The organism is Myxococcus sp. CA056 (genome assembly GCF_013336715.1).
GTDB classification, from domain to species: domain Bacteria; phylum Myxococcota; class Myxococcia; order Myxococcales; family Myxococcaceae; genus Myxococcus; species Myxococcus llanfairpwllgwyngyllgogerychwyrndrobwllllantysiliogogogochensis.
Genome location: NZ_JABUMT010000004.1, coordinates 376681 through 397652 on the forward strand (window position 1 = coordinate 376681; position 20972 = coordinate 397652).

Sequence of the window (20972 nt, forward strand, 5' to 3'; positions counted from 1 at the left end):
GAGGAGGCGAGTGACCCCGCTACTCGCGGCGAATCGTGTCCGGGTCCTCGCCCTCGGACATGCCCGGAGTCTTGCCCGGTTCATCCTCAGGCCTCCGCCGCTCTGCCTCTTGCTCGTCGCCCTCGGCCTTCCGCGGCGTGCGGCCTGGAGCCTCCTCCTCGCGCTCGTCCTTCCGGGGCTGGCCACCGCCGCGTCCCGGTTCATCGTCGCCCACCACCATCGACTCGTAGGGCATGTGATCCATGCGTGCTCCTCTCGCGGGTTCAGGACTCCTCCCGAAAGGTAGGGCCGTCCCCCGAGCGTGCCGCGCCGGGCCTTGCGGTCGCCCGCCCGCTCGCCCACCCTGCGCCTCCTCGCCCGCAGGAGCCGCCATGTCCCGCCTCGCCGCCTGTCTCGTCCTCCTCACGCTCCCCGCCGTCGCCGCCGAGCCAGCCATCACCCCGCGCCGTCCCGTCCACACCTACTCCATCGTCGCGAGAGACCCCGTGACGGGAGACCTGGGGGTCGCCGTCCAGTCCCACTGGTTCTCCGTGGGCGCCACCGTGCCCTGGGCCGAGGCTGGCGTCGGCGCTGTCGCCACCCAGTCCTTCGTGGACCCGTCCTACGGTCGTCTGGGCCTGGAGCTCATGCGCGCCGGACGCAGCGCTCCCGATGCCCTCAACGGTCTGCTCGCCGCGGACTCCGCCAGCAACGTGCGACAGGTCGCCATGGTCGACGCGCAGGGCCGCGTCTCCGCGCACACCGGCAGGAGCTGCATCGCCGCTGCTGGCCACGTCGTGGGCGAAGGCTTCTCCGTTCAGGCCAACATGATGGACAAGGCCACCGTCTGGCCCGCGATGTCCCAGGCGTACCGCGACTCGAAGGGCGACCTGGCCGAGCGCATGCTCACCGCGCTCGAAGCCGCGGAGGCCCAGGGCGGCGACATCCGGGGCAAGCAATCCGCCGCCCTCATCGTCGTCTCCGCGAAGTCCACCGGCCGTCCCTGGCAGGACCGTCGCTTCGACCTGCGCATCGAGGACCACCCGGAGCCCCTCAAGGAACTCCGTCGCCTCGTCACCCTCCAGCGCGCGTACAACTTCATGAACGAAGGAGACCTCGCCCTCGAGCACAAGGACACCGACGCGGCCCTCGCCGCGTACTCCTCGGCGGAGAAGCTCGCTCCCGGAAACATGGAGATGGTCTTCTGGCACGCCATCTCACTCGTCGGCGTGGGCCGCGTGGATGAAGCCCTCCCGCTGCTCCAGCGCACGTACGCCGCCGACCCCCGGTGGCGGGAACTCGTCACCCGGCTGCCAGCGGCGGGGCTCCTCCCGGACGACCCGAAGCTCCTCTCCCGTCTGGCGGGCACGAAGCCGAAGCCCGCGAAGTGAATCGCGGACTCAGCCGCACAGGGAGCAAGGGCCCGAGCGTTGGGGATTCCTCTCGGTGGGATGGCGGGCGCGAGCGCTTGTGTCCACCGAGCGCGATGGAGAGGTTCTCAAGACGAGGACACCCATGCGCATCCCCCCGGCCCCATTGCTCGCGTTGCTCGTCCCGTTCATGGCGCTGGCACAGGTGCCTCAGGACGTGTCCCTCTCACCCGAGGAGTCCAGCGGTCCCAGCTACTGGTACTGGGTCGCGCTCCTCGTCATCGCCGCGGCCGTCTTCGCGTGGGTCTCGGTGCGCCTGTCGCGCAGGCATCGAGGTCCGCCACCGACGTCGCGGCCACGCCGCTCCACCCGCTCCGTCTAACCCGAGGGCCGGTGCTTGCGCAGCGTGTGCAGCGCGGCCAGCCACAGCCGCGCCTCCTTGCGCGTGAGCCGTGAGCGACGCAGTGGCGCGAAGAGGTCTCTCAAGGCCGTGCGCCCCGGCTGCTCGTCGATGAGGAATCCGCCCGAGCTGAGCACGCCCCCCAGCGTCGACTCCACCTGCGCCAGCTCCGTGTCCGTGGCCGCCACGGGCAGCGGCCCCGGTGGCGGCGCGTGCTCCGCAAGCGTGGCCACGCGGACTTCATAGGCATACAGCAGCACCGCCTGCGCCAGGTTGATGGAAGGCTGCTCCGGAGCGGTGGGCACGGCCGACAGGTCGTGACAGCGCTCCACCTCCGCGTTGGTGAGCCCGCTGCGCTCATCTCCGAAGACGACCGCCACCGTGCCCTGCGTCGCGCGAGTCACCATCTCCTCACCCACCGCGCGCGGCGGCAGTCGTCGCTTGCCCTCCACCTTGCGCGAGCTGGTCCCCACCACCCAGACACAGTCGGCGATGGCTTCCTCCAGGGTGTCGGCGCGGCGGGCGCCGTCCAAAACATCCTCGGCATGGACCGCCAGCCGGCGCGCGGGCGTCAAATCCTCCACTTCGGGCGTCACCCACACCCAATCCGAGAGGCCACAGTTCTTCAACGCCCGAGCAGCGGCACCCAGGTTCTCCGCGTTGCGCGGACGCATCAGGACGAAACGGACGGGCAGCACCATGCGCGGGGCACCTTAGCGTCTTCCGGGGCTCGGGCCTGGGCCGTTGACCCGGGCGCGGGGCCCCCCTATAGCGTGACGCCATCGACCGCCGGGTGAGGGCGCGGAGGCCACCGGGAGTGTGGCTCCGGGTACACCATGCGGGCTCGGGGACGCGTGGGGGCCGCGTCCCGGCCGTGTGCGTTCGACCACACCCCCCTCGATTCCAGACGTGCGCGCCGTCGGCACGTCACGTGAAGAACAGCTGGTACCTCCGGAGGAACCATGGGTTCGCAGTCTTCAGTCCTGACCACGCCGCACCGCGCGACACGCGCGGGCTGGCTCTTCGCCGTGCTGCTGGTAGGCACCTCGCTCGCGGGCTGCCAGAAGGAGAAGGAACCCGCGACCTCGCCTCCGCCGGCGACCACCGAGGCTCCGCGGGTGACGGGGACAGACGCCGGAATCGCCGCCGCCCCGGCGCCGGTGCCCGTCAAGCCGGAGTCGGTGACGCCCATCATCAGCGCGCCGGGCACCGAGAGCGTGCTTCCCCAGCGCGTCGTCATCGAGCTGGCCCGCTCGCTGCGCCCGCCGGATGGCGAGGTGAAGCCGGGCACCATCGTCAACATCGCGCCCCGTGTCGCGGGCAACCTGCAATGGAGCGGGCCGTCCACGCTCACGTTCAGCGCCACGGGCACCGGCTTCGCCTTCGAGACCGAATACACCGTGACGGTGGAGTCGCTGGAGACGGACGCTGGCGTGGTGAAGCCGCCCTCCGAAGGGGCGTGGACCCATCGCTTCACGACGCCCGCGTTCCGCTTCCTCCGCATGGAGCCCAAGCAGTTCGACCTGCTCAAGGGCCGCGTCGAGCTGGACCTCGCGTTCTCCGGTCCGGTGGAGCCGAGCGCCCTGCGTTCGCGCGGCTCCTTCCAGGTGGGAGGACAGGCCATCACCGACGTGAAGTGGCGCACCGTGGCCGGCAGCCGTGACGTCGTCACCGCGCAGCTGGCCCACCCGGGCCTCAAGGGCGGGGCCACCGTGCGCTTCGTCCTCCAGGCGGGGCTCGCCTCGGCCACGGACGGGAAGGCGCGCGCACCCGCGGCGGAGTCCACCTTCGTGCTTCGCGGTGGCAAGCGGCTGGACATCACCGGCATCGCCCGCCAGAGCGGGGCCTCCGGGCACTACCTGGAAGTGAGCTGCCGCGACGTGGAGATGTCCGCTCCGCCGAGCCCTCGGCAGAACATGGACTACGACGAGTTCTACTGGGACTCGAGCAACCGGGGCTGTGTCCTGGACGATGCCACGGCCGAGGCCGCCATCCACCTGACTCCGCCGGTGAAGGTGTCCGTCGCCCCCTCGCGGCGCGGCTTCCGCATCTTCGGTGACTTCAAGCGCGGCGTGTACTCGCTGCGCATCGGCGCGGGGACGACGTCCCTGGGTAACGGCACGTTGCTGGCGGACTTCGTGGAGGACCTCTCCGTCCCGGCCCGGCAGCCGCAGCTCTCGTTCTCCTCGGCGGGGCGTTACCTGCCGCGCAGCGCGTGGCGCAACCTGCCGCTGCAGCACCTCAACCTGGACAACGTGGAGCTCACCATCCGCAACGTGCCGCCGGAGAACCTCGTCTTCTGGATGAGCGACGACCAGCGCGAGGTCGCCGACGAGCGCACGTCCAACGTGGTGGTGAAGAAGACGCTGGCCCTCCAGTCCCCCGCGGACACCCTGACCACCACCTACGTGGACGTGGCCAACCTGGTGCCGTCCACGACGCGCGGACTCGTGGAGGTCTCCGTGAAGAAGGATGACCTCCAGGCGGCCTCGCGCATCCTCCTCACGGACTTGAGCCTCGTGGCGAAGCGGGGCGGACCCGCGCCCGGCTCCACGGACCGGGGCGAGGTGTGGGTCTGGGCGCTCGGCATCGAGAGCACCGACCCGGTGTCCGGTGTCGAAGTCACGCTCGTGAAGAAGAGCGGCCAGTCGGTGGACCGCTGCGTCACCAAGGGCGCCGACGGGTGCATGCTGAAGGTGCCCGCGGCGGGCGCCGACGACAGCGAGCCCTTCGCGCTCATCGCCCGTCAAGGCGAGGAGCTGACGTACCTCAAGTACAGCGAGCTGAAGATGGAGATCGCCAACTCGGACGTGCAGGGGGAGCCCTACCGTTCCGAGAAGGCCTACCGCGCCTCCCTCTGGTCCGACCGGGGCGTGTATCGCCCGGGAGACACGGCGCACGTCGCCGCCGTGCTGCGCGGCCAGGATGACCTGGCGCCGCCCACGGGCATGCCCGTCGAGCTGGTGGTGGTGGATGCGCGAGAGCGCGAGTGGAAGAAGGTGCCGCTGAAGACGAACGAGGCGGGTCTCGTCTCGCTCGACATTCCCTTCGAGGCGTTCCAGGACACGGGCCGCTACCGCGTGACGCTGAAGGTCGCGGACCGGGACGTGGCCTCCTACGCCTTCAGCGTGGAGGAGTTCGTCCCCGAGCGCATGAAGGTGACCGCGACCACCGAGGCCCCCGGCTACGTGCAGGGCGTGGAGCTGCCCGTCGCAGTGGAGGCCGCGTATCTCTTCGGAGGCTCGGCGGAGGCAAGCCCGGTGGAGCTCAACTGCCGGCTGCTGCCGTCGGACTTCAAGCCGAAGCAGAACGCCCAGTTCACCTACGGCCTGTGGCGCCAGGACGGCAAGGAGCCGCGTCCCGTCACGCTGGGGCAAGCCAAGGGCGTGCTGGATGCGAAGGGCCAGGCGGTCCTCAACTGCCCGGCGCAGGCGGCCATGGGCGGTCTGCGGGGCGCGGCGAAGCTCAGCGCGTTGGTCAGCGTCTTCGAGTCCGGCAGTGGCCGCTCCACGGTGAACGAGGCCAGCGTGCCCGTGCACCCGGAGCGCTACTACGTGGGTCTGCAGGCCAGCGTCGGGAAGGTGAAGGCCGGCAAGCCCTTCACTGTGACTGGCGTGGTGGTGGACTGGGACGGCAAGGTCGTCACGTCCGGCTCACTGGCGCCCAAGTCGGTGGATGTCGAGTACGTCCGCCTGGAGGAGGAGTACGGGTACTACTACGACGAGTCGGAGGGGTATGACCGCTACCAGCGCTACCTGCGGCCGATTCGCGAGGGCAGCGCCGTGGCGAAGGTGGTGGACGGCCGCTTCTCCCTCAGCGTGACGCCGGGCGGAGATGCCGCGGGCTATCTGGTGCGCGTGCGCTCCGGCAATGCGCAGACGGACCTGGAGCTGGAGGGCGAGGGTCGCTACTACTGGTGGGGCGAGGGCTCGCGCGTGGACCAGACGCCGCGTCCGCTCAAGCCCACCTCGCTGGATGTCGCGGTGCCGGCGCAGGCCCGCGTGGGCCAGGCCATCACCGTGAAGGTGAAGGCTCCGTACAAGGGCCGGATGCTCTTCACGGCGGAGACGGACCGCGTGCTCGCCACCGAGTGGAAGGCCGTGGAGCCGGGCGAGGTGACGTGGACCTTCACGCCCAAGCAGTTCGCGCCCAACGTCTACGTGAGCACCTTCCTCGTGAAGGACCCGCATCTGGAGTCCCGCGAGGCGTTCATGCCGGACCGCGCCTTCGGCGTGGCCAGCGTCACGCTGGAGCCCGTGGACTTCACGCAAGCCGTGACGCTGAACGTGCCCAAGGAGGTCCGCTCCAACGACACGCTCAACGTGGACCTGGACCTGGGGGCGCTGGAGGGGCCGACCTTCGCCACGGTGGCGGTGGTGGACGAGGGCATCCTCTCCCTCACGCGCTTCCAGAGTCCGGACCCGCTCAAGCAGATCTTCACCAAGCGCGCGCTCGGCGTGGGCACCTACGAGACCATCGGCTGGACGCTGCTCGTGCCGCCCGGCGGCAACTCGCGCTCCACGGGTGGTGACGCGGAGAGCGATGCGAGTGGCCGGGTGCAGCCCGTCAAGCCCGTGGCGCTGTGGAGCGGCGTGGTGCTGGTGCCCGCCAGCGGCAAGCTGCGCCTGCCCTTCCAGATTCCGCAGTACCGGGGCGCGGTGCGGGTGATGGTGGTGACGGCCGGCCCCAAGCGCCTGGGCCGCGCGAGCGCGCAGGTGCTGGTGAGAGACCCGCTGGTGCTCCAGACGACGCTGCCTCGCTTCCTCACGCAGAACGACGAAATCCAGGTGCCCGTCTTCGTCACCAACCTGTCCGGCAAGCAGCAGGACGTGAAGGTGACGCTGGGCGCGGAGTCGCTGCCGGTGCCGGGCCTGTTGCAGCCCGCGACGGCGTCGTCGCCGCTCCAACTGCTGGGCAAGAGCGAGGGTCGGGCCCGGCTGGAGGATGGCAAGTCCACCACCTTCGTCTTCCAGGCGCGCGCGGTGCAGGCGGTGGGCGCCGCGCGGCTGAGCGTAGTGGTGGAAGGCGGTGGCTACACGTCGAAGGAGACGCTGGATGTGCCGCTGTCCCCGGCGGGCCCCCGCGAGCGGCGCGTGCAGCGCATCGAGCTGGCGGAGGGCGTGACGGACCTCTCCAAGCACCTCCAGGGCTGGGTGCCCACCACGGAGCGCTCCACGCTGTGGGTGACGACCAATCCCTATGCGCAGTCGCTCCAGCACCTGTCGTACCTGGTCCAGTACCCCTATGGCTGCATCGAGCAGACGACGTCCTCCACGCGTCCGCTGCTCTTCGTGTCGGAGCTGGTGGACACCGTGGACCCCACGCTGACCCAGAAGGGCTCCGTGGGAGACATGGTGCTGGCGGGCATCAACCGCGTGCTGTCCATGCAGACGTCCTCGGGCGGCTTCTCCTACTGGCCGGGCTCCACGGAGCCGGTGGAGTGGGGCACCGCGTACGCGACGCACATGCTGCTCGATGCGCAGAAGCTGAAGTACCCCGTCTCGCAGGACCGGCTGAACGACGCGATTCAGTGGATGAGCAGCCGCATGGGTTCCTACGAGAACGCCGCGGTTCGCTCGGATGGCCGCATCAACAGCGAAGAAGCTTACATGCACTACGTGCTGGCGGTGTCCGGCAAGGGCCGCAAGGCGCGCATGTTGAAGCTGGTGGAGACGCTGGCCGAGAAGTCGAAGAAGGGCGCGCTCGATGGTCAGGAGCGTGAGGACGACTACATGCTCAAGGCCGGCCTGTGGCTCGCCGGAGACCGCCGCTACGAGAAGGAGCTGCGCACCCCGGACCTGTCGCCCGTCACCGACGAGCGCAAGAACAGCTGGTCCTTCTACTCGGACCGTCGGCGCCGTGGCTTCATGCTGAGCACGTACCAGGACCTCTTCGGCAACTCCGCCGCGGGGGAGCCCCTGGCGGCCATGGTGGCCGAGTCCCTCCAGGCCCACACGAGCAGCTGGTACACGACGCAGGAGCTGGTGTGGGGAATCACGGGCCTGGGCAAGCGACTGCAGGGCGCGGCCTCGCAGTTCACTCCGCCGGTGTTGACGGTGGACGGCAAGGACGTGGCGTCGCTGCAGGCGAAGGACGCGCGCGCGTCGGACCGGACGTGGGCCCTGGCTCGGGCCAGCGAGCGCAAGCAGCTCCAGCTCGACGTGAAGTCGAAGGACGCGGGGAAGCTGTACCTCGTGTTGAGCAGCGAGGGCGTGCGCGCGGACGGACAGGTGCGCACCGGAGGCGAGGGCCTCACGCTGAAGCGCACCTATCGCAAGCAGGACGGCACGGAGCTGAAGCTTCAGGCGTCGCCCCTGGCCCTGGCGGAGCTCATCTACGTGGAGCTGACGCTGACCAACACCACGCACGAGCGGGTGCAGAACATCGCGCTGGTGGACCGACTGCCGGCGGGCTGGGAAATCGAGAACGCGCGGCTGGGGCGTGGCGGCTCGGTGGACTGGGTGGCCGCGGACGCGCTGTGGACGCCGGACTACGTCAACATCCGGGATGACCGGATGGAGGTCTTCGGCGCGCTCGGGGCTCGGGAGTCGAAGAGCATCGTGTACGCGGTGCGCGCGGTGACGGCGGGGGCCTTCACCCTGCCGACGGCGGAGGCCGAGGCGATGTACGACCCGCGCATCTGGGCCCGTGAGGGGGGTGGCACGGTGCAGGTGTCCGGCCCGTGGAAGGACAGCCTGCTCTGATATGCGCCGCGCTCGCCACCTCCTGAAGAAGCTCGTGTGGTTCGCCGTGGGGCTCGTCGGCCTCGCGGCGGTGGGGGTGGCGGCGGCGTGGGTGTTGCCGCTGCCGTCGCGGCTCTCCGCACCGCCCTCGGTGGTGCTGGAGTACCGCGATGGCACTCCGGCGCATGTCTTCCTCGCGCCGGACGAGCGGTGGCGCATCGCCGCTCCGGCGGAGCGCATCGACCCGGCGTACCTCCGGGCCCTGCTCGCGTTGGAGGACAAGCGCTTCTATTCCCACCCGGGCGTGGACCCGCTCGCGGTGGCGCGCGCCGCCGTGCTCAACCTGACGCGGGGCCGCCGGGTGTCGGGCGCGTCCACGCTGACGATGCAACTGGTGCGCATGCTGGAGCCCCGCCCGCGCACCTTCACCTCGAAGCTGGTGGAGGCCTTTCGCGCGGTGCAGTTGGAGCTGCGTCTGACGAAGCAGGAGGTGATGGGCGCCTACCTCCAGTTCGTCCCGTACGGTCGCAACGTGGAGGGCGTGGAGGCCGCGGCGCTCGCGTACTTCGGCCACACGGCGGCCCACCTGAGTCCGGCGGAGATCGCCACGCTGCTGGCGGTGCCGCAGAACCCCAACCGTCGTTTCCCCACGACGGAGAACCGCGCCCGGCTGCGCGCGGCCCGGGATGACGTGGCCCGACGGCTGCTGGAGGCCCACGCCCTCCCACGCGGCCCCGAGGGCGCGACGGTGTCGGCCGAGCAGGTGCTCGCGGAGGTGCATGCCTCCGCCGTGCCCCTGGACTTGAAGGCGTTTCCTCGCGAGGCCCCGCACGCGGCGGTGTGGCTCCGGGCGCAGCGCCCTGGGCAGACGCGGCTGCGCACCACGCTGGATGCCGGCACGCAGCGGTTGGTGGAGCGGGTGATGCGCGACGGGGCGAAGGACCTGACGTCGCGCGGCGTCCACAACGGCGCGGCCGTGGTGGTGGAGCGCGAGCGGGGCGAGGTGCTCGCGCTGGTGGGCAACTTCGCCTTCTTCGACGAGAAACACGGCGGACAGATTGTCGGCTTCGCCGCGCCGCGCTCTCCGGGGTCGGCGCTCAAGCCGCTGCTGTACGCCATGGGCATCGACCTGGGGCTGGTGGGGCCGGAGCAGCTCGTGGCGGACATCCCCACGACGTACGGCGGTTATGCCCCGCGCAACTTCGACGGCCGCTTCCTGGGCCTCGTGCGGCTGGAGTACGCGCTGTCCCAGTCGCTCAACATGCCCTTCGTGCGGCTCCTGGAGCGCGTGGGCGTGGAGCGCTTCCTGGGTTCGCTGCGCACTGCGGGGGTCGCAAGCCTCGTCCCGGAGCCCGGCTACTACGGCCTGTCCGCGGCGGTGGGCGGCATCGAGGTGACGCCCCTGGAGCTGGCGGGGGTGTACGTGGCGCTCGCGGGTGATGGCCGCACGCGGCCGCTGCGCCTGCTGGAGGAAGGGCAGCCGGTGGAGTCCCCCGTGGAGGTCATGTCTCCGGGGGCGGCGTGGCTTACGCGCAAGGCCCTGTCGCTGAAGGACCGGCCGGACTTTCCGGAGCGGCGCCGGCTGACGGGCCTGCCCGCGCGCGTGCACTGGAAGACGGGGACGAGCTTCGGGCACCGGGACGCGTGGGCCGCGGGCTCCGGGCCTCGGCACACGGCGGTGGTGTGGCTGGGAAATTTCGACCACTCGCCGAGCGTGCACCTGGTGGGCGCGGATGCGGCGGGCCCCCTGTTGTTCGACATCCTCGAAGGCGTGGGTCCCCGGGGTCGCTCGCTGCCAGAGGATGAAGTGAATGCGCCGGACGACTTGATGCGCGTGGAGGTCTGCGCGTACTCGGGACATCTGCCGACGGAGGCCTGCACGCAGCGCAAGGAGGTCTACGCGCGGCGCTCGGCGGTGCCCACCGCCCGCTGTCCCTACCACCAGCACGTGGAGGTTGACGTGGCCTCCGGGCTCGCGGTGGGGCCCACCTGCCGCGCCGGGCGGAAGACGGAGTCGCGGGTGTTCGTCACCTGGCCCGCCACCATCCGCCGTTGGCTGGAGGAGCAGCACCGCCGCCTGCCGGAGCCTCCCTCGGCGGCGCCCGGCTGTGAGCCCGGTGGCGAGCGCGCCGCGCCCAGCATCGTCTCGCCCGCCCAGGGCCACATCGCGCTGCTGATTCCCGGAGTCCCTCCGGAGCAGCAGGAGATGCCGCTGGAGGCGGAGGCCTCCCACGAGCGCGCGCTCACCTGGTTCGTGGACGGCGCGCTCCTGGGAACGGCGCGCGCCGACGAGCGCATGTGGTGGAAGCCCTCGGTGGGCTCCCACGAAATCCTCGTCACGGATGACCGGGGACTCAGCGCGAAGCGCACGCTCGTCGTCCGCGAGCGGCGCTAAAGCGAAGCACTCCGGCTCAGCGGACCTCCCAGCCCTTGTCGCCGCGCTCGTACTGCTGACCTGCGCGCAGCGCGCCGTAGAAGAGGAAGTCCTTCACGCCCACGACGGACTTCCCATCGAACAGGCCCAGCTCCCCCTTGGGCATCAACTGGATGCCCAGCTCGGAGAGCTTCAGCCGCACCTTCGCGCCCGGGGCCACCGTCACGTCCGGCAGCACCGCGCCCACGGGGGTTCTCACCAGGGTGGGTGCATGGTCGCTCTGCGCCAGGCTCACCCGCAGGTTCGTGGTCAGCACCATGCCCTTGAGCGACAGCGCCACCGTGCCCCGGTTGCCCACGTCCACCCAGCCCGCCACCGGGTCGAACGCCTCGAACACCAGGGGCGAGCCCTGGGCCTTCAGCCGCGCCCAGTCCTTCTCCACGAAGGTCCGGCGCTCCTTCACGTAGCGCTTCATGTAGTCGCGGCCCGCCTGGAACTGGGCGAAGTCGGTGTACGGGGCTCCACGCATGTGCGGGGTGATGAGCGCGTGCAGCGCGTCGATGTACGGGTTCATCACCTCGGGGGTGAACAGCTCGTCGAGCGCCTTGTCGAGCCGCGCGCCCAACTGCTCACGCAGCGCGGGGTTGGCCAGCACGCGCGTGCCCAGGTTGGAGAAGACGGGCAGGTAGCCGGGATAGGACTGCGTCTCCGTCTTGCGCTGCAGGTACATCCTCTCCGTCCACGCGTCCGTCAGCGTGAAGTTGAACAGCGGGTGGCGCATGTTGTTGGAGCTGGTGCTCATTCCCTCCACGGGATTGAGGTACCACCAGCGCGCGTCCACGTTGTTGAGGTCCCAGGGCACGTAGGACCACTTCGCCACGGCCCGGTCGTAGATGAAGTAGCTCTCCGAGTCCTCGACGAAGTTGTTGGACATCAACGCGTCCAGGACCATGGAGCGCAGGTAGTGCTCGAGCTGGAGGTGTTTCTCCAGTGCCTCGGCGAACTGGGGCTCCGGCGTGTGGTTGATGACGTCCAGCATGGCGAGGAGCGCGTCGTCCGGCTGCTGCTCGTTCGTCTTCTTCGTCCAGTCACCCTGGTAGGGCACCTTCCACGTCTTCAGCTCGCAGTCCTTCCAGCCGCACCGGTAGATGGTGGCATCGTCGTCCGCGAAGGCGTGGGCCTTGAGGAAGGCCTTGTTCACCTGCTCGATGTCCAGGAACACGCCCTGGTACTGGCCATTGAGCTTGAGGCGCACGTAGGTCGCCTTGGACGCGGGCACGCGCATCGCGGCCATCAAGTCGAACGCCATCTTCTCCGCCAGCATCGTCGCATCGGCGTACTCGGCCACGAGGTTGAGTGACGTGCGTCCCTCGAACCGGGCGTCCTTCTCGAAGCTCACGTTCCAGCTCTTCTTCGGGAAGTAGCGCGCGGAGGCACCTCGCAGGCGCACCTTCACCTGATACGTCGTCCCGCCCGCCTTGAAGACGGCGTCCTGCTCCGGCGTCCACACGTCCGCCTCGAACTTCTTCATCGCCGCCTCGGGGATGATGAGCTCGTACTCGGGCACGCTCGCTTGCAAGGCTGGCATCGTGAAGGGCCGCTGGGCCTCGGGCGTCACCGGAGGCGGGTCCACGGGGGGCGGGTCCACCGGAGGCGGGCCCACGGGCGGAGGGTCCACGGGGGGCGGGTCCACCGGCGGAGGTTCCACGGGCGGATTTGTTGGAGGCGGCTCCTCGATGATGACGGGAGGCGATTGAGTGGGCGAGGACGGGGCTCCAGAGCCGCAAGCCCACAGCCACATCACCGGAAGGCAGAGCAAGAGTCGTGAGCGAGTCATCGCCGGGTGTTGAGCAAGGCTCGTGCCTCATGGAGGGAGACGTGCGCCGCTCGAAAGTGAACGAAGCCAGTGCCCTGAGACGCCGTGGGGTGGGTAGTTGATGAAAGGGATTTCCCTTCCTGGTCCGGTCATTTGCTTCACCCTGGAGGGCTGAGGACCCGTCGACCCCTGGGTCGGCGTGAGGGCTTCTTGAGAAGGAGCTGCGTCGCACGCGAGCCTCCCTGGTGGGGCAGGCGGGCAGGCAGGGAAGCCTTCTTCCCTTCTTCCCACCGCTGTTCCCGACGCGGAACGTCGGGCCTAGCTTCTTCAGGAAGAGGGGAGCGCCGCGACAGGGAGACGCCCGCGATGGAGACCTGGAACCAGTCGTCTGATTCCGCCCGCAATCACACGCCGCTGATGGTGAACCGCCGTATCGACGAGCATGTAGAGGCGTGCGTGCGGCACATGGCGACGCACGCGGACCGGCCGGAGATGAGTCGCTACCTCCAACGGTTGGAGCGCGAGTGGGACCTCAACCGCGCCGTCATGGTGGGCACGGCCGCGATGGGGGCGCTGGGCCTGTTGCTGGGCAAGAAGGATGGCGGCCGGTGGCGGGTGCTGAGCGCCGTGGCCGCGGGAGTCCTCCTCCAGCACGGCGTCTTCGGCTTCGGGCCCTTGTCCGCTCCCTTGCGCGCGCTGGGCATCCGCTCGCGCCGGGAAATCGACCTGGAGAAGTTCGCCATCAAGGCGCTGCGCGGTGACTTCGAGCGCATCCCCAATGACGGCGGGCCCATGGCGAAGGCCAACGCGGCGCTCGTGGCCGCGCAGTCCTGACGCCGCGTCCCCAAGCATCACCAGCCCCCGCTCACCCGATGAAGGGAGCGGGGGCGGCCTTGTCGCCTCAGTGCCGAGGCGAGGTGTAGCCACCACCCTGCGCCGGCATCAGCGCGGGGGACCCGCCCTGGGGTGGGCCGTTGTTCGTCGCGCCGGTGTTCCCCTGGTCGAAGAAGCCGTTGAGGCCGGCGATTCCCAGCGAGAAGTTCGTCACCCAGCCGGAGTCCGGCTTGCCGGCCTTGGCGCCGATGTCGAGCGGCCTGCCGAAGTGCAGCCGCAGCAGCAGGGGCCCCAGCGCCAGGTTCACACCGACGACGGCGTTGAGCACGCGGTGGTCCCACAGGTCCTCGGCGCTGTTGCCCACGCCACCCACGTCCATCGCCGCGATGGCTTCCAAATCACTGAGGAAGGCCACGCGGATGATGTCGTTGAGGGGCAGCTGCAGCTCCAGCGTGGCGTAGGTGAAGTTGCGGCCGAGCAGCCACCGCTCGTCGCCGAAGTTCACGCCGCGCAGGGTGTCGAACGACGACAGGAAGTAGGAGCGCGCGTAGCGTCCGCCCAGCGTCGTACCCGCGCCGCCGCGCAGGAACAGGTGGGTGCGGCCGTAGATGGGGAAGTAGCGCTCGGCATCCAGCCGGAGGTTGCCGTAGGCCTCGCTGTCGAAGGGCTGCACGCCCAGCGTCATCTCCAACAACGCGGAGCTGCCCGACAGCGGACCGGTGGCGTAGTGGTATTTGAGGCTGTCGTAGCCCACCTGTCCGCTCAGCTCGGTCTGGAAGCGGATGGAGCCGTTCTTCGCGTTCCACAGCGACAGCAGCTCCCGGTTGGCCTCGTTGCGGTCCGCGAAGAAGAGGCGGAACTCGGTCTGGTCGTCGAGGAAGTACTTGGTTCCGCCCATGCTCAGGTCGCCCTGGACGAAGAAGAACGTGCTCAGGGGATAGCGCAGGCTGCCGAGCGCGCCGAAGTACCGCTCCGCCGACGTGAAGAAGACGGGCAGGTCGTCGAACGTCTGGTCCACGCGGAAGCGCAGCGACTGGAACAGACCGCCGCCCCACGTCGTCCGGCCCGCGTCGTTGATGTACAGCATGTAGCCGTCCGTCAAATCGAAGCTGCCGTACACCGCCAGGGTGAGGATGAACTGGTGGTCCCTCATGCGGTCGCTCGCCGCCGCGAAGAGCTGACCGACGAAGCCGCCGCCGCCCGCGCCCGCGAAGCCGAAGATGGGGCCGAACTCCAGGTTCTTTCTCGCGAAGGGCTCGTACGCCTGCGCATCCGTGAGCGGGCGCACCGCCAGCGGGTTGGGCGGCTCCGGAGGAGGCTCCGGCGCCACGTCGAGCGCGAGCATGCGCGGAGGCCTGAGCACCGCGGGCTTCCGCTCACCCGACACGTGGAAGAGCATCCACAGGCCACCCTCGGGGCCGGGGCCCGGCTCGAAGACGCCGGTGGTCAGGTCCGTACGGCGCACGATTCGCCCATCCGCCATCAGCTCGTGCAGGTCGGAGCTGCTGTTGTTGAAGGCGGTGAAGAACACGCGGCCGTCGACCAGGGCCAGCGGGTCCGCGTGGTCTCGCTCCTCGCTCGTCAGCCGCTCCACCTGGCGGGGTGCGTCCAGCTTCACTCGGAAGAGGTTGAACTTGCGGTGCGACGTGGCGTCCGACGTGAAGACGATGCCCGCGGGGCCCCACGTCACCTGGCGCTCGGAGAACACGTCGTCGGTGAGCTGCAGGGGCTTGGCGTCCGGGCTCGCGTTCAGGTCGATGACGTAGACGTCGCGCAGGCCCTCGTCCTGGATGCCGATGAAGGCCACGTAGCGCCCATCCGGCGAGAGGGCCGGCGAGTACGCCGCGAGGATGCCGTGCTTGTCGATGCGGTAGGCCTTGCGGTCGCCCACCTCCAGTTGCACCGACGTGCCCACCTCCCGGTCGATGCCGGTGCGGATGGGGTTGCGTCGCACCAGCACGTCGTTGGCGCGCTTCTCCACGGTGTGTTTGTAGTCCTGCACGTAGATGATGTCGCGACCGGTGATTTCGGCGACGAAGGCCAGCTTGTCCTTGGACAGCGCGAAGCTGCGGCCGGAGATGGGGTGCAGCGACTCCACGCCGGGCACGCCGTCACCGGCCACCTTCACCGCCTTGTCCGGCGCGCGCGGGTCCATCACATACAGCCGGCTCTCGCCGGTCTCGGGGACGATGGTGCGCAGCGCCAGCAGGGTGCCGTCCGGCGAGCTGGACATCGCGGTGATGTAGCCCGGGGCCTTGTCGAGCAGGTCCAGCGCGGGCGCGGACTGCTCCGAGCCGAGGTACGTCTTGTAGGCCCGGCGCTTCAGCCAGTTCTCGAACCGCGCGGACAGCCGCTTCGGATCATCCCCCGTCAGGCGCTCCAGCAGCTCCTCGAACTTGAGCGACGGGGAGTCCTTCGAGCCGCCCACCAGCCGGGGCGAGTCCTCCAGCACGCGCTGGATGAAGCCCTTGCCGTACTCCTCCTCGAGGAAGGCCACGCGCACCTGACCGACCTTGTAGATCCACAGGTAGCCGTAGGGCCCGGGGGAGAAGAAGTCGAGGAAGGCGTAGCCCTTGTAGAGGTCCGGATTGACGAGCAGGTCCCGGACGAGCATCTCCGCCTCGGGGTCCATGCCGCGCTTGGCGTAGAACTCGGCGATACCTTCGATGAACCACAGCGGAATCGCCTGGAGGGGGTCGCCGAACACCTTGGCCTGCTCGGCCACGGTGCGCGTCTTCTGGATGGTGAACTGGTGCGCGAGCTCGTGGGTGCTGATTTCCTCGAAGAGTCGGTGATCACCCAGGTACGGCAGCGTGAGCTTCAGGTCCTCGGTGCTGGTGACACCCAGGGTTCCCTCGGACAGCGGGAAGAGGTTCGTCTGAAGGAATTCCTGGTAGCTGCTGTAGAGGATGTACGGGAAGGTCTCCGTGGGGACGTACTGGAAGGTGTCCACCAGGTACCGGTACGCCTCTTCGATGAGCGGCGCGGCGCGCTCGGCGACGACGCGCTCTCGCTCGTAGAAGTAGAAGCGCACGCCGCCGGCCTTCGCGCCTAGCGACTTCGCATAGGTGTAGTTGAAGCCGCCGTCGGGGTTGCCGCCCAGCGCGGGGCCACCGAGCGCGGGCCCGCTGCCGAGGGCCGGGCCGCCGTCTCCGAGCGCGCTGCTCAGGGGCGTGCCGCCGTCCTCTCCGCCCGTGACGCCCGCGGTGGCGCCCGAGGGAGGCGTGCCGCCGTCCTCGTTGTCCGCGACGGCTCCCGTGGGAGGCGTGCCCGAGTCCTGCGGCTCCGCGAGCTGAGGTGCGGGGCTGGGGGAGAGGGTGGTGGAGGGGTCGGCGCCGGTGGGGGGATCCGCCGGGACTGACTTCGTGTCGCCGGTCTGGGGGTGGGTGGTGGGCGCGTCGGGGTTGGCTCCCCCTTGTGCCTCGGGCGGCTGTTCATGCGCCGTCCTGTCAGGAGGCTTGGCGACCCCGGTGGCCTGTGGGCCCACGAGGATGTCGACGTGCCGCCACTCGAACTCGAAGCTGTTCACCGGCGTCTTGCCCGGGCGACGAGGCACGACGAAGACCTGGGCCAACGCCAGCTCCGGGAGGAGCAGGGTCAGCGCGGCGGCAGCGAGGAGACGGGGGTTCACGAAGGTCACCTCTTGGGGTGGGGTACTGGCGAGACAGGTGCTTCCTAGGAGGCTCGCTCTCAGGAGTGAGCCTATACAAGCGCCTCGATAATTTCTTTTCGTTTACTTGCCGGGCGGTGGACGTCGCCGCTCCCTTGGGGAGAAAGAGGGAAGGGCTTTCGTTGGGTTCCAACGCCCGGTATGCATACGGGCCATGAGACGCTTCTTCCTACTGAGCAGCACGCTGGTCCTCGCCCTGGGTTGCGGCAAGGACGACGACTCCAAGAACAAGGCGGAGTGTCATCTTGCCGCCATCAACCTGTCGGCCTGTCAGCGTTCAAGCCTCGCCTCGGTGCAGTCCACCGGGGTGTGGAACGTCAATGTTGAACTGAACGACGGCTCGGGCTCCGCGGGAGCGCTGAAGTTGTCGGGCGGTTCAGGGGCCCAGATTCTGGGGTTGTCGGTGACGGAGCAGCAGCTCACGGAGGACACCTTCTATCTGGCCGCCGACGTGGTGGACACGTACGGCCGCACGGTGCGTTACGCGTTCGCGGGTTGCGAGGCGAGTGCGCCGACGAAGCTGGAGGGAACGTTCCGTCGGTGTGTGGACGGAGCGCTGGACCTGCAGGGCACCTTCAAGGGGGCTCGCCTGGAGCGCAACGCGGGCGAAGGCGAGTCGTCGGGCGTGGAGCTGGTGAAGGAGCTCGCGTTGCCGCGCGGCGCCGCGCGGGATTTGACGGTGTCGGGTGGCTACGCCTATGTGCCCGCGGGCCCCGAGGGCTTCTTCGTCTTCGACGTGACCAACCCGGCCGAGGCGCGGCGGGTGGGCGAGGGCAATCCGGGCAACGACGTCTACACGGACGTGGCGGTGAAGGGCACCACGCTCTTCGTCGCGAGCCAGAAGAATGGCCTGGCCCTCTACAACGTGGCGAATCCGGCGGCGCCCGCCTTCCTGCGTGCGTTGGCGGACCCGGCGGTGGAGGTGGTGTCGCTGGCGGTGGAGGGGAACCTCCTGTTCGCGGCGTCGCCCGCGCCCAACGGAGAGGTGCTCATCTTCGACGTGACGACGCCGGTGCAGCCGAAGCTGGTGGACCGTTACTTCGTCGAGGGCGCGCAGCCGCAGGGTGGCGAAGTGCCGATGGATGTGATGGCGGTGGGCAATCGCCTGTACGTGAGCAACTGGACCTACGGCGTGACGGTGTCGGATATCACCACGCCGTCGACGCCGAAGCTGCTGGGGCGGTTCAGTGGTGGCACGTCGCGCACGGTGGCGGTGGGCACGGTGGGTGACCGCACGCTGGCCTTCTCCGCTGGCGAGGACTGGGACGCGCACCTGACTGTGCTGGATGTCGCGTCTCCGGCGAACGTGCTCCAGGTGGGTGAGTTCCGGATTCGTCCGGAGGTTTCCATCCGCGCGCTGGCGCTGTCGGGAGCGAAGCTCTACGTGGCGCACTATCAGGATGGCCTGCGCGTGCTGGACGTGAGCAACCCGAGCGTGCCGCGGCAGGTGGCGTACTACAACACCTGGCGTGAGACGGATGCTGGCCGTGGCATCTCGTTCTTCGAGGGGCTCAACAGCGTGAACGTTCCCGGGGATGGGTACGTGTACGCGACGGATTCGTCACGAGGGTTGCTCATCTTCCGCGAGACGCCGTGAGCGTCAGGTCGCACCATCGGTTGAGGCGCCTCGTGAGTGAGGCGCCTCGCCGGTGTCGTGCGCGGAAGGTGCTGCGTTGTGCGGTCGCTTCGTTCGTGAGCCAGGTGCTTCGCCGGCGTCACGGAGTGAGCAACGAGTTGCCCGTGTCGGACCTGCCGAGGCTGGTGTCACGGCGCGAGCAGGGAGTTGGCCGTGCCGGACGTGCCGAGGCCGCCGTCACGGAGTGAGCAGCGAGTTGCCCGTGCCGGACCTGCCGAGGCTGGTGTCACAGCGCGAGCAGGGAGTTGCTCGTGCCGGACCTGCCGAGGCTGGCTTCACGGAGTGAGCAACGAGTTGCCCGTGCCGGACCTGCCGAGGCTGGCGCTGCGAGCGAGGCTGAGTTCGACGCCGGCATCTTGCAGTGCGCGTCGCGCGGAATACGTGTCGCTGCGTCCGGCTGCGTCGCGGGCGAGGTTGATCAGGGCGCGGGCGCGTTCAGCATGAACGATGACAGTCCCCTGGCCGAACTCGGCGGCGCTGTCGCGGACGCTGGCGAAGGCGCTGTCGGCGATGTCCAGCGCGTTGCCGACATCGTCTTCGCCCTGTTGGAGCGCGGCATCCGCCGCGAGCATCCACTCCCCCGCGCTCTGGATTGCGGCGAGCCGCTGCTGACGTGAGCGCTCGGTTTCGACCGCGCGCTCGCCGAACGTGTCGACTTGCTGCTGGGTGGCCTGGGCGTTCTGTTCAATCTGGGTGTCGCGTGTCTTGAGTTCTTCCTCGAGTTGCTGAAGGCGATTCCGCAGTTGGGTCACCTCCGCGTCCGTGGCGGGCTCGGTGGCCTGGGCCGAAGGGTTCGCGGCGGTGTTTCCATTCTGCTGCCCGCTCACGGAAGACTGTTGCTGCGGTTGAGCCGGCGCGGTCGATGTGTCGCCCGACGCGCCCGCGCCGCCCTGTCCATCGAGTTGCTCTGTTTCAGTGGGCCCAAAGCCACCAAGGGAGTCCTGGCTGTCAGGCTGTGTCGTCGTGCTCGTGCCGGAACCCCCCGTCGCGCCCTGGTTATCAGGCTGTGTCGTGGCCTCCGTGCCGGAACCACCGGTCGCGCCCTGGCTATCAGGCTGTGTCGTGGCCTCCGTACTGGGGCCCCCCGTCGCGCCCTGGCTATCAGGCTGTGTCGTGGCCCCCGTCGCGCCCTGGCTATCAGGCTGTGTCGTGGCCCCCGTCGCGCCCTGGTTATCAGGCTGTGTCGTGGCCTCCGTGCCGGAGCCCCCCGTCGCGCCTTGATTATCGGGCTGTGTCGTGGTGCTCGTGCCCGAGCCGCCGGTCGTGCCCGGGTTGACGGGCTGCGTCGTCGTGCTCGTGCCCGAGCCACCGGTCGCGCCCTGATTATCGGGCTGCGTCGTCGTGCTCGTACCCGAGCCGCCAGTCCCCATGGGATCCACGGGAGCCGTCGTCCCGCTCGTGTCCAAGTCGCCGGTCGAGCCCTGAGTGCTGGGCTGCGTCGTGGCATCCGTGCCAGAACCACCGATTCCTGTCTGGCCAGCGCTGTCCGTGCCTGAAACGTCGGACGAGTCCTGTCCGCTCGGAATCGGGGTCTGCGGCGCCGTGCCGGCCGTTCCATCCAGCCCGCCAGCCTGCGATGCCGACGACGGAGCCACGGCCTCGGTGTTCGAGCCACCTGGCTGCGAAACCCGAGCATCACCCGAGTCATCCGAGCCCGCCCCCTGTCCTGTTGTCACATTGCCCGAACCACCCACGCCCGGGGCATCTCCGCCTGTCGTCCCCGAGGTCGTTGATGAAGCATCGGAGTCATCCGTCCCACTGCCCCCCGTGCCTTCCGGCACCTCGGCGGGGATGGGCTCATAGTTCCGATACGTTTCGTCGATAGCCACTTCGCCGGAAGTCGACGGGGCATCGCCATCCGGAAGAGCAGGCGTGATGCTGTAGGGCCCATAGGGCGCCGTCCCATCCGCCATCGGAGATTGAAGGACGTAGTTGGGAGGGAGCCATGCGCCGTCCGCTGCCTCGGCGGCCTGCTCGTTCGCATCCCGCAGGGCCGAAGCCGCGGGGCCCCTGTTGGACGGATCCGTGGGGGAAGGGTAGGGCGCCTCGCTCTGACCCTGCGCGAGGCTCAATCCGGCGGCGATGGCGATCCACAGGTGCATGCCGGAAGGATGTTCACTGCATGAATTCTCCGGCACCTCGTCGGCCCAAGCGCCCCTCGTTGGCCCGCCCGGGCGGCGACCTGCCCCCGAAAAGAAAGGACCGCGTCC

At 69.4% G+C, this 20972-nt stretch carries 11 protein-coding genes; 6 read left to right on the top strand and 5 right to left on the bottom strand.

Annotated elements, in window-relative coordinates; all coding sequences use genetic code 11:
• Nucleotides 1–19: 19 nt before the first annotated feature.
• Complete coding sequence (locus HUA76_RS19910; protein ID WP_246137501.1) at nt 20–244, bottom strand: hypothetical protein; 225 nt, start codon at nt 242–244, stop codon at nt 20–22.
• A 127-nt stretch (nt 245–371) separates the two neighbouring features.
• Between HUA76_RS19910 and HUA76_RS19915 the strand changes: the two genes are divergently transcribed.
• Complete coding sequence (locus HUA76_RS19915; protein ID WP_174461798.1) at nt 372–1370, top strand: DUF1028 domain-containing protein; 999 nt, start codon at nt 372–374, stop codon at nt 1368–1370.
• A 124-nt stretch (nt 1371–1494) separates the two neighbouring features.
• Entirely contained in the window at nt 1495–1731 is a 237-nt protein-coding gene (locus HUA76_RS19920; RefSeq protein ID WP_141645967.1) for a hypothetical protein, read from the top strand.
• On the opposite strand, the gene HUA76_RS19925 is transcribed toward HUA76_RS19920, so the two are convergent.
• Nucleotides 1728–2450 carry an RNA methyltransferase gene (locus HUA76_RS19925; protein WP_174461799.1) on the bottom strand — a complete coding sequence of 241 codons (723 nt, stop codon included), beginning with the start codon at nt 2448–2450 and terminating at the stop codon, nt 1728–1730. The two genes, HUA76_RS19920 and HUA76_RS19925, sit on opposite strands and share 4 nt — an antisense overlap.
• A 261-nt stretch (nt 2451–2711) precedes the next feature.
• On the opposite strand from HUA76_RS19925, the gene HUA76_RS19930 reads away from it, so the two are divergent.
• Both HUA76_RS19930 and pbpC read left to right on the top strand, forming a co-directional pair.
• Nucleotides 2712–8453 (top strand): alpha-2-macroglobulin, encoded by a 5742-nt coding sequence (locus tag HUA76_RS19930; protein ID WP_174461800.1) that lies wholly within the window; start codon nt 2712–2714, stop codon nt 8451–8453.
• Between the two features lies 1 nt (nt 8454).
• Nucleotides 8455–10827, top strand: coding sequence for a penicillin-binding protein 1C (pbpC, locus tag HUA76_RS19935; protein WP_174461801.1), 2373 nt, complete (start codon nt 8455–8457; stop codon nt 10825–10827).
• A 16-nt stretch (nt 10828–10843) separates the two neighbouring features.
• Here the strand turns inward: pbpC and HUA76_RS19940 are convergent, their stop codons facing one another.
• On the bottom strand, nt 10844–12643 hold the full coding sequence (locus HUA76_RS19940) for a CotH kinase family protein (protein WP_174457204.1): 1800 nt from the start codon (nt 12641–12643) through the stop codon (nt 10844–10846).
• Between the two features lie 345 nt (nt 12644–12988).
• On the opposite strand from HUA76_RS19940, the gene HUA76_RS19945 reads away from it, so the two are divergent.
• The gene (locus HUA76_RS19945; protein WP_174457203.1) at nt 12989–13456 is read left to right on the top strand and encodes a DUF2892 domain-containing protein; all 468 of its coding nucleotides are present in this window, start codon (nt 12989–12991) and stop codon (nt 13454–13456) included.
• 67 nt (nt 13457–13523) lie between these two features.
• Here the strand turns inward: HUA76_RS19945 and HUA76_RS19950 are convergent, their stop codons facing one another.
• Nucleotides 13524–17087: a tolB protein precursor protein gene (locus tag HUA76_RS19950; RefSeq protein ID WP_174457202.1), complete on the bottom strand. Its 3564-nt coding sequence runs from the start codon at nt 17085–17087 to the stop codon at nt 13524–13526.
• A gap of 193 nt (nt 17088–17280) precedes the next feature.
• On the opposite strand from HUA76_RS19950, the gene HUA76_RS19955 reads away from it, so the two are divergent.
• Nucleotides 17281–18723, top strand: coding sequence for an LVIVD repeat-containing protein (locus HUA76_RS19955; RefSeq protein WP_174457201.1), 1443 nt, complete (start codon nt 17281–17283; stop codon nt 18721–18723).
• Nucleotides 18724–19037: 314 nt separating this feature from the next.
• Here the strand turns inward: HUA76_RS19955 and HUA76_RS19960 are convergent, their stop codons facing one another.
• Nucleotides 19038–20864 carry a hypothetical protein gene (locus HUA76_RS19960; protein WP_174461802.1) on the bottom strand — a complete coding sequence of 609 codons (1827 nt, stop codon included), beginning with the start codon at nt 20862–20864 and terminating at the stop codon, nt 19038–19040.
• Nucleotides 20865–20972 lie beyond the last annotated feature (108 nt).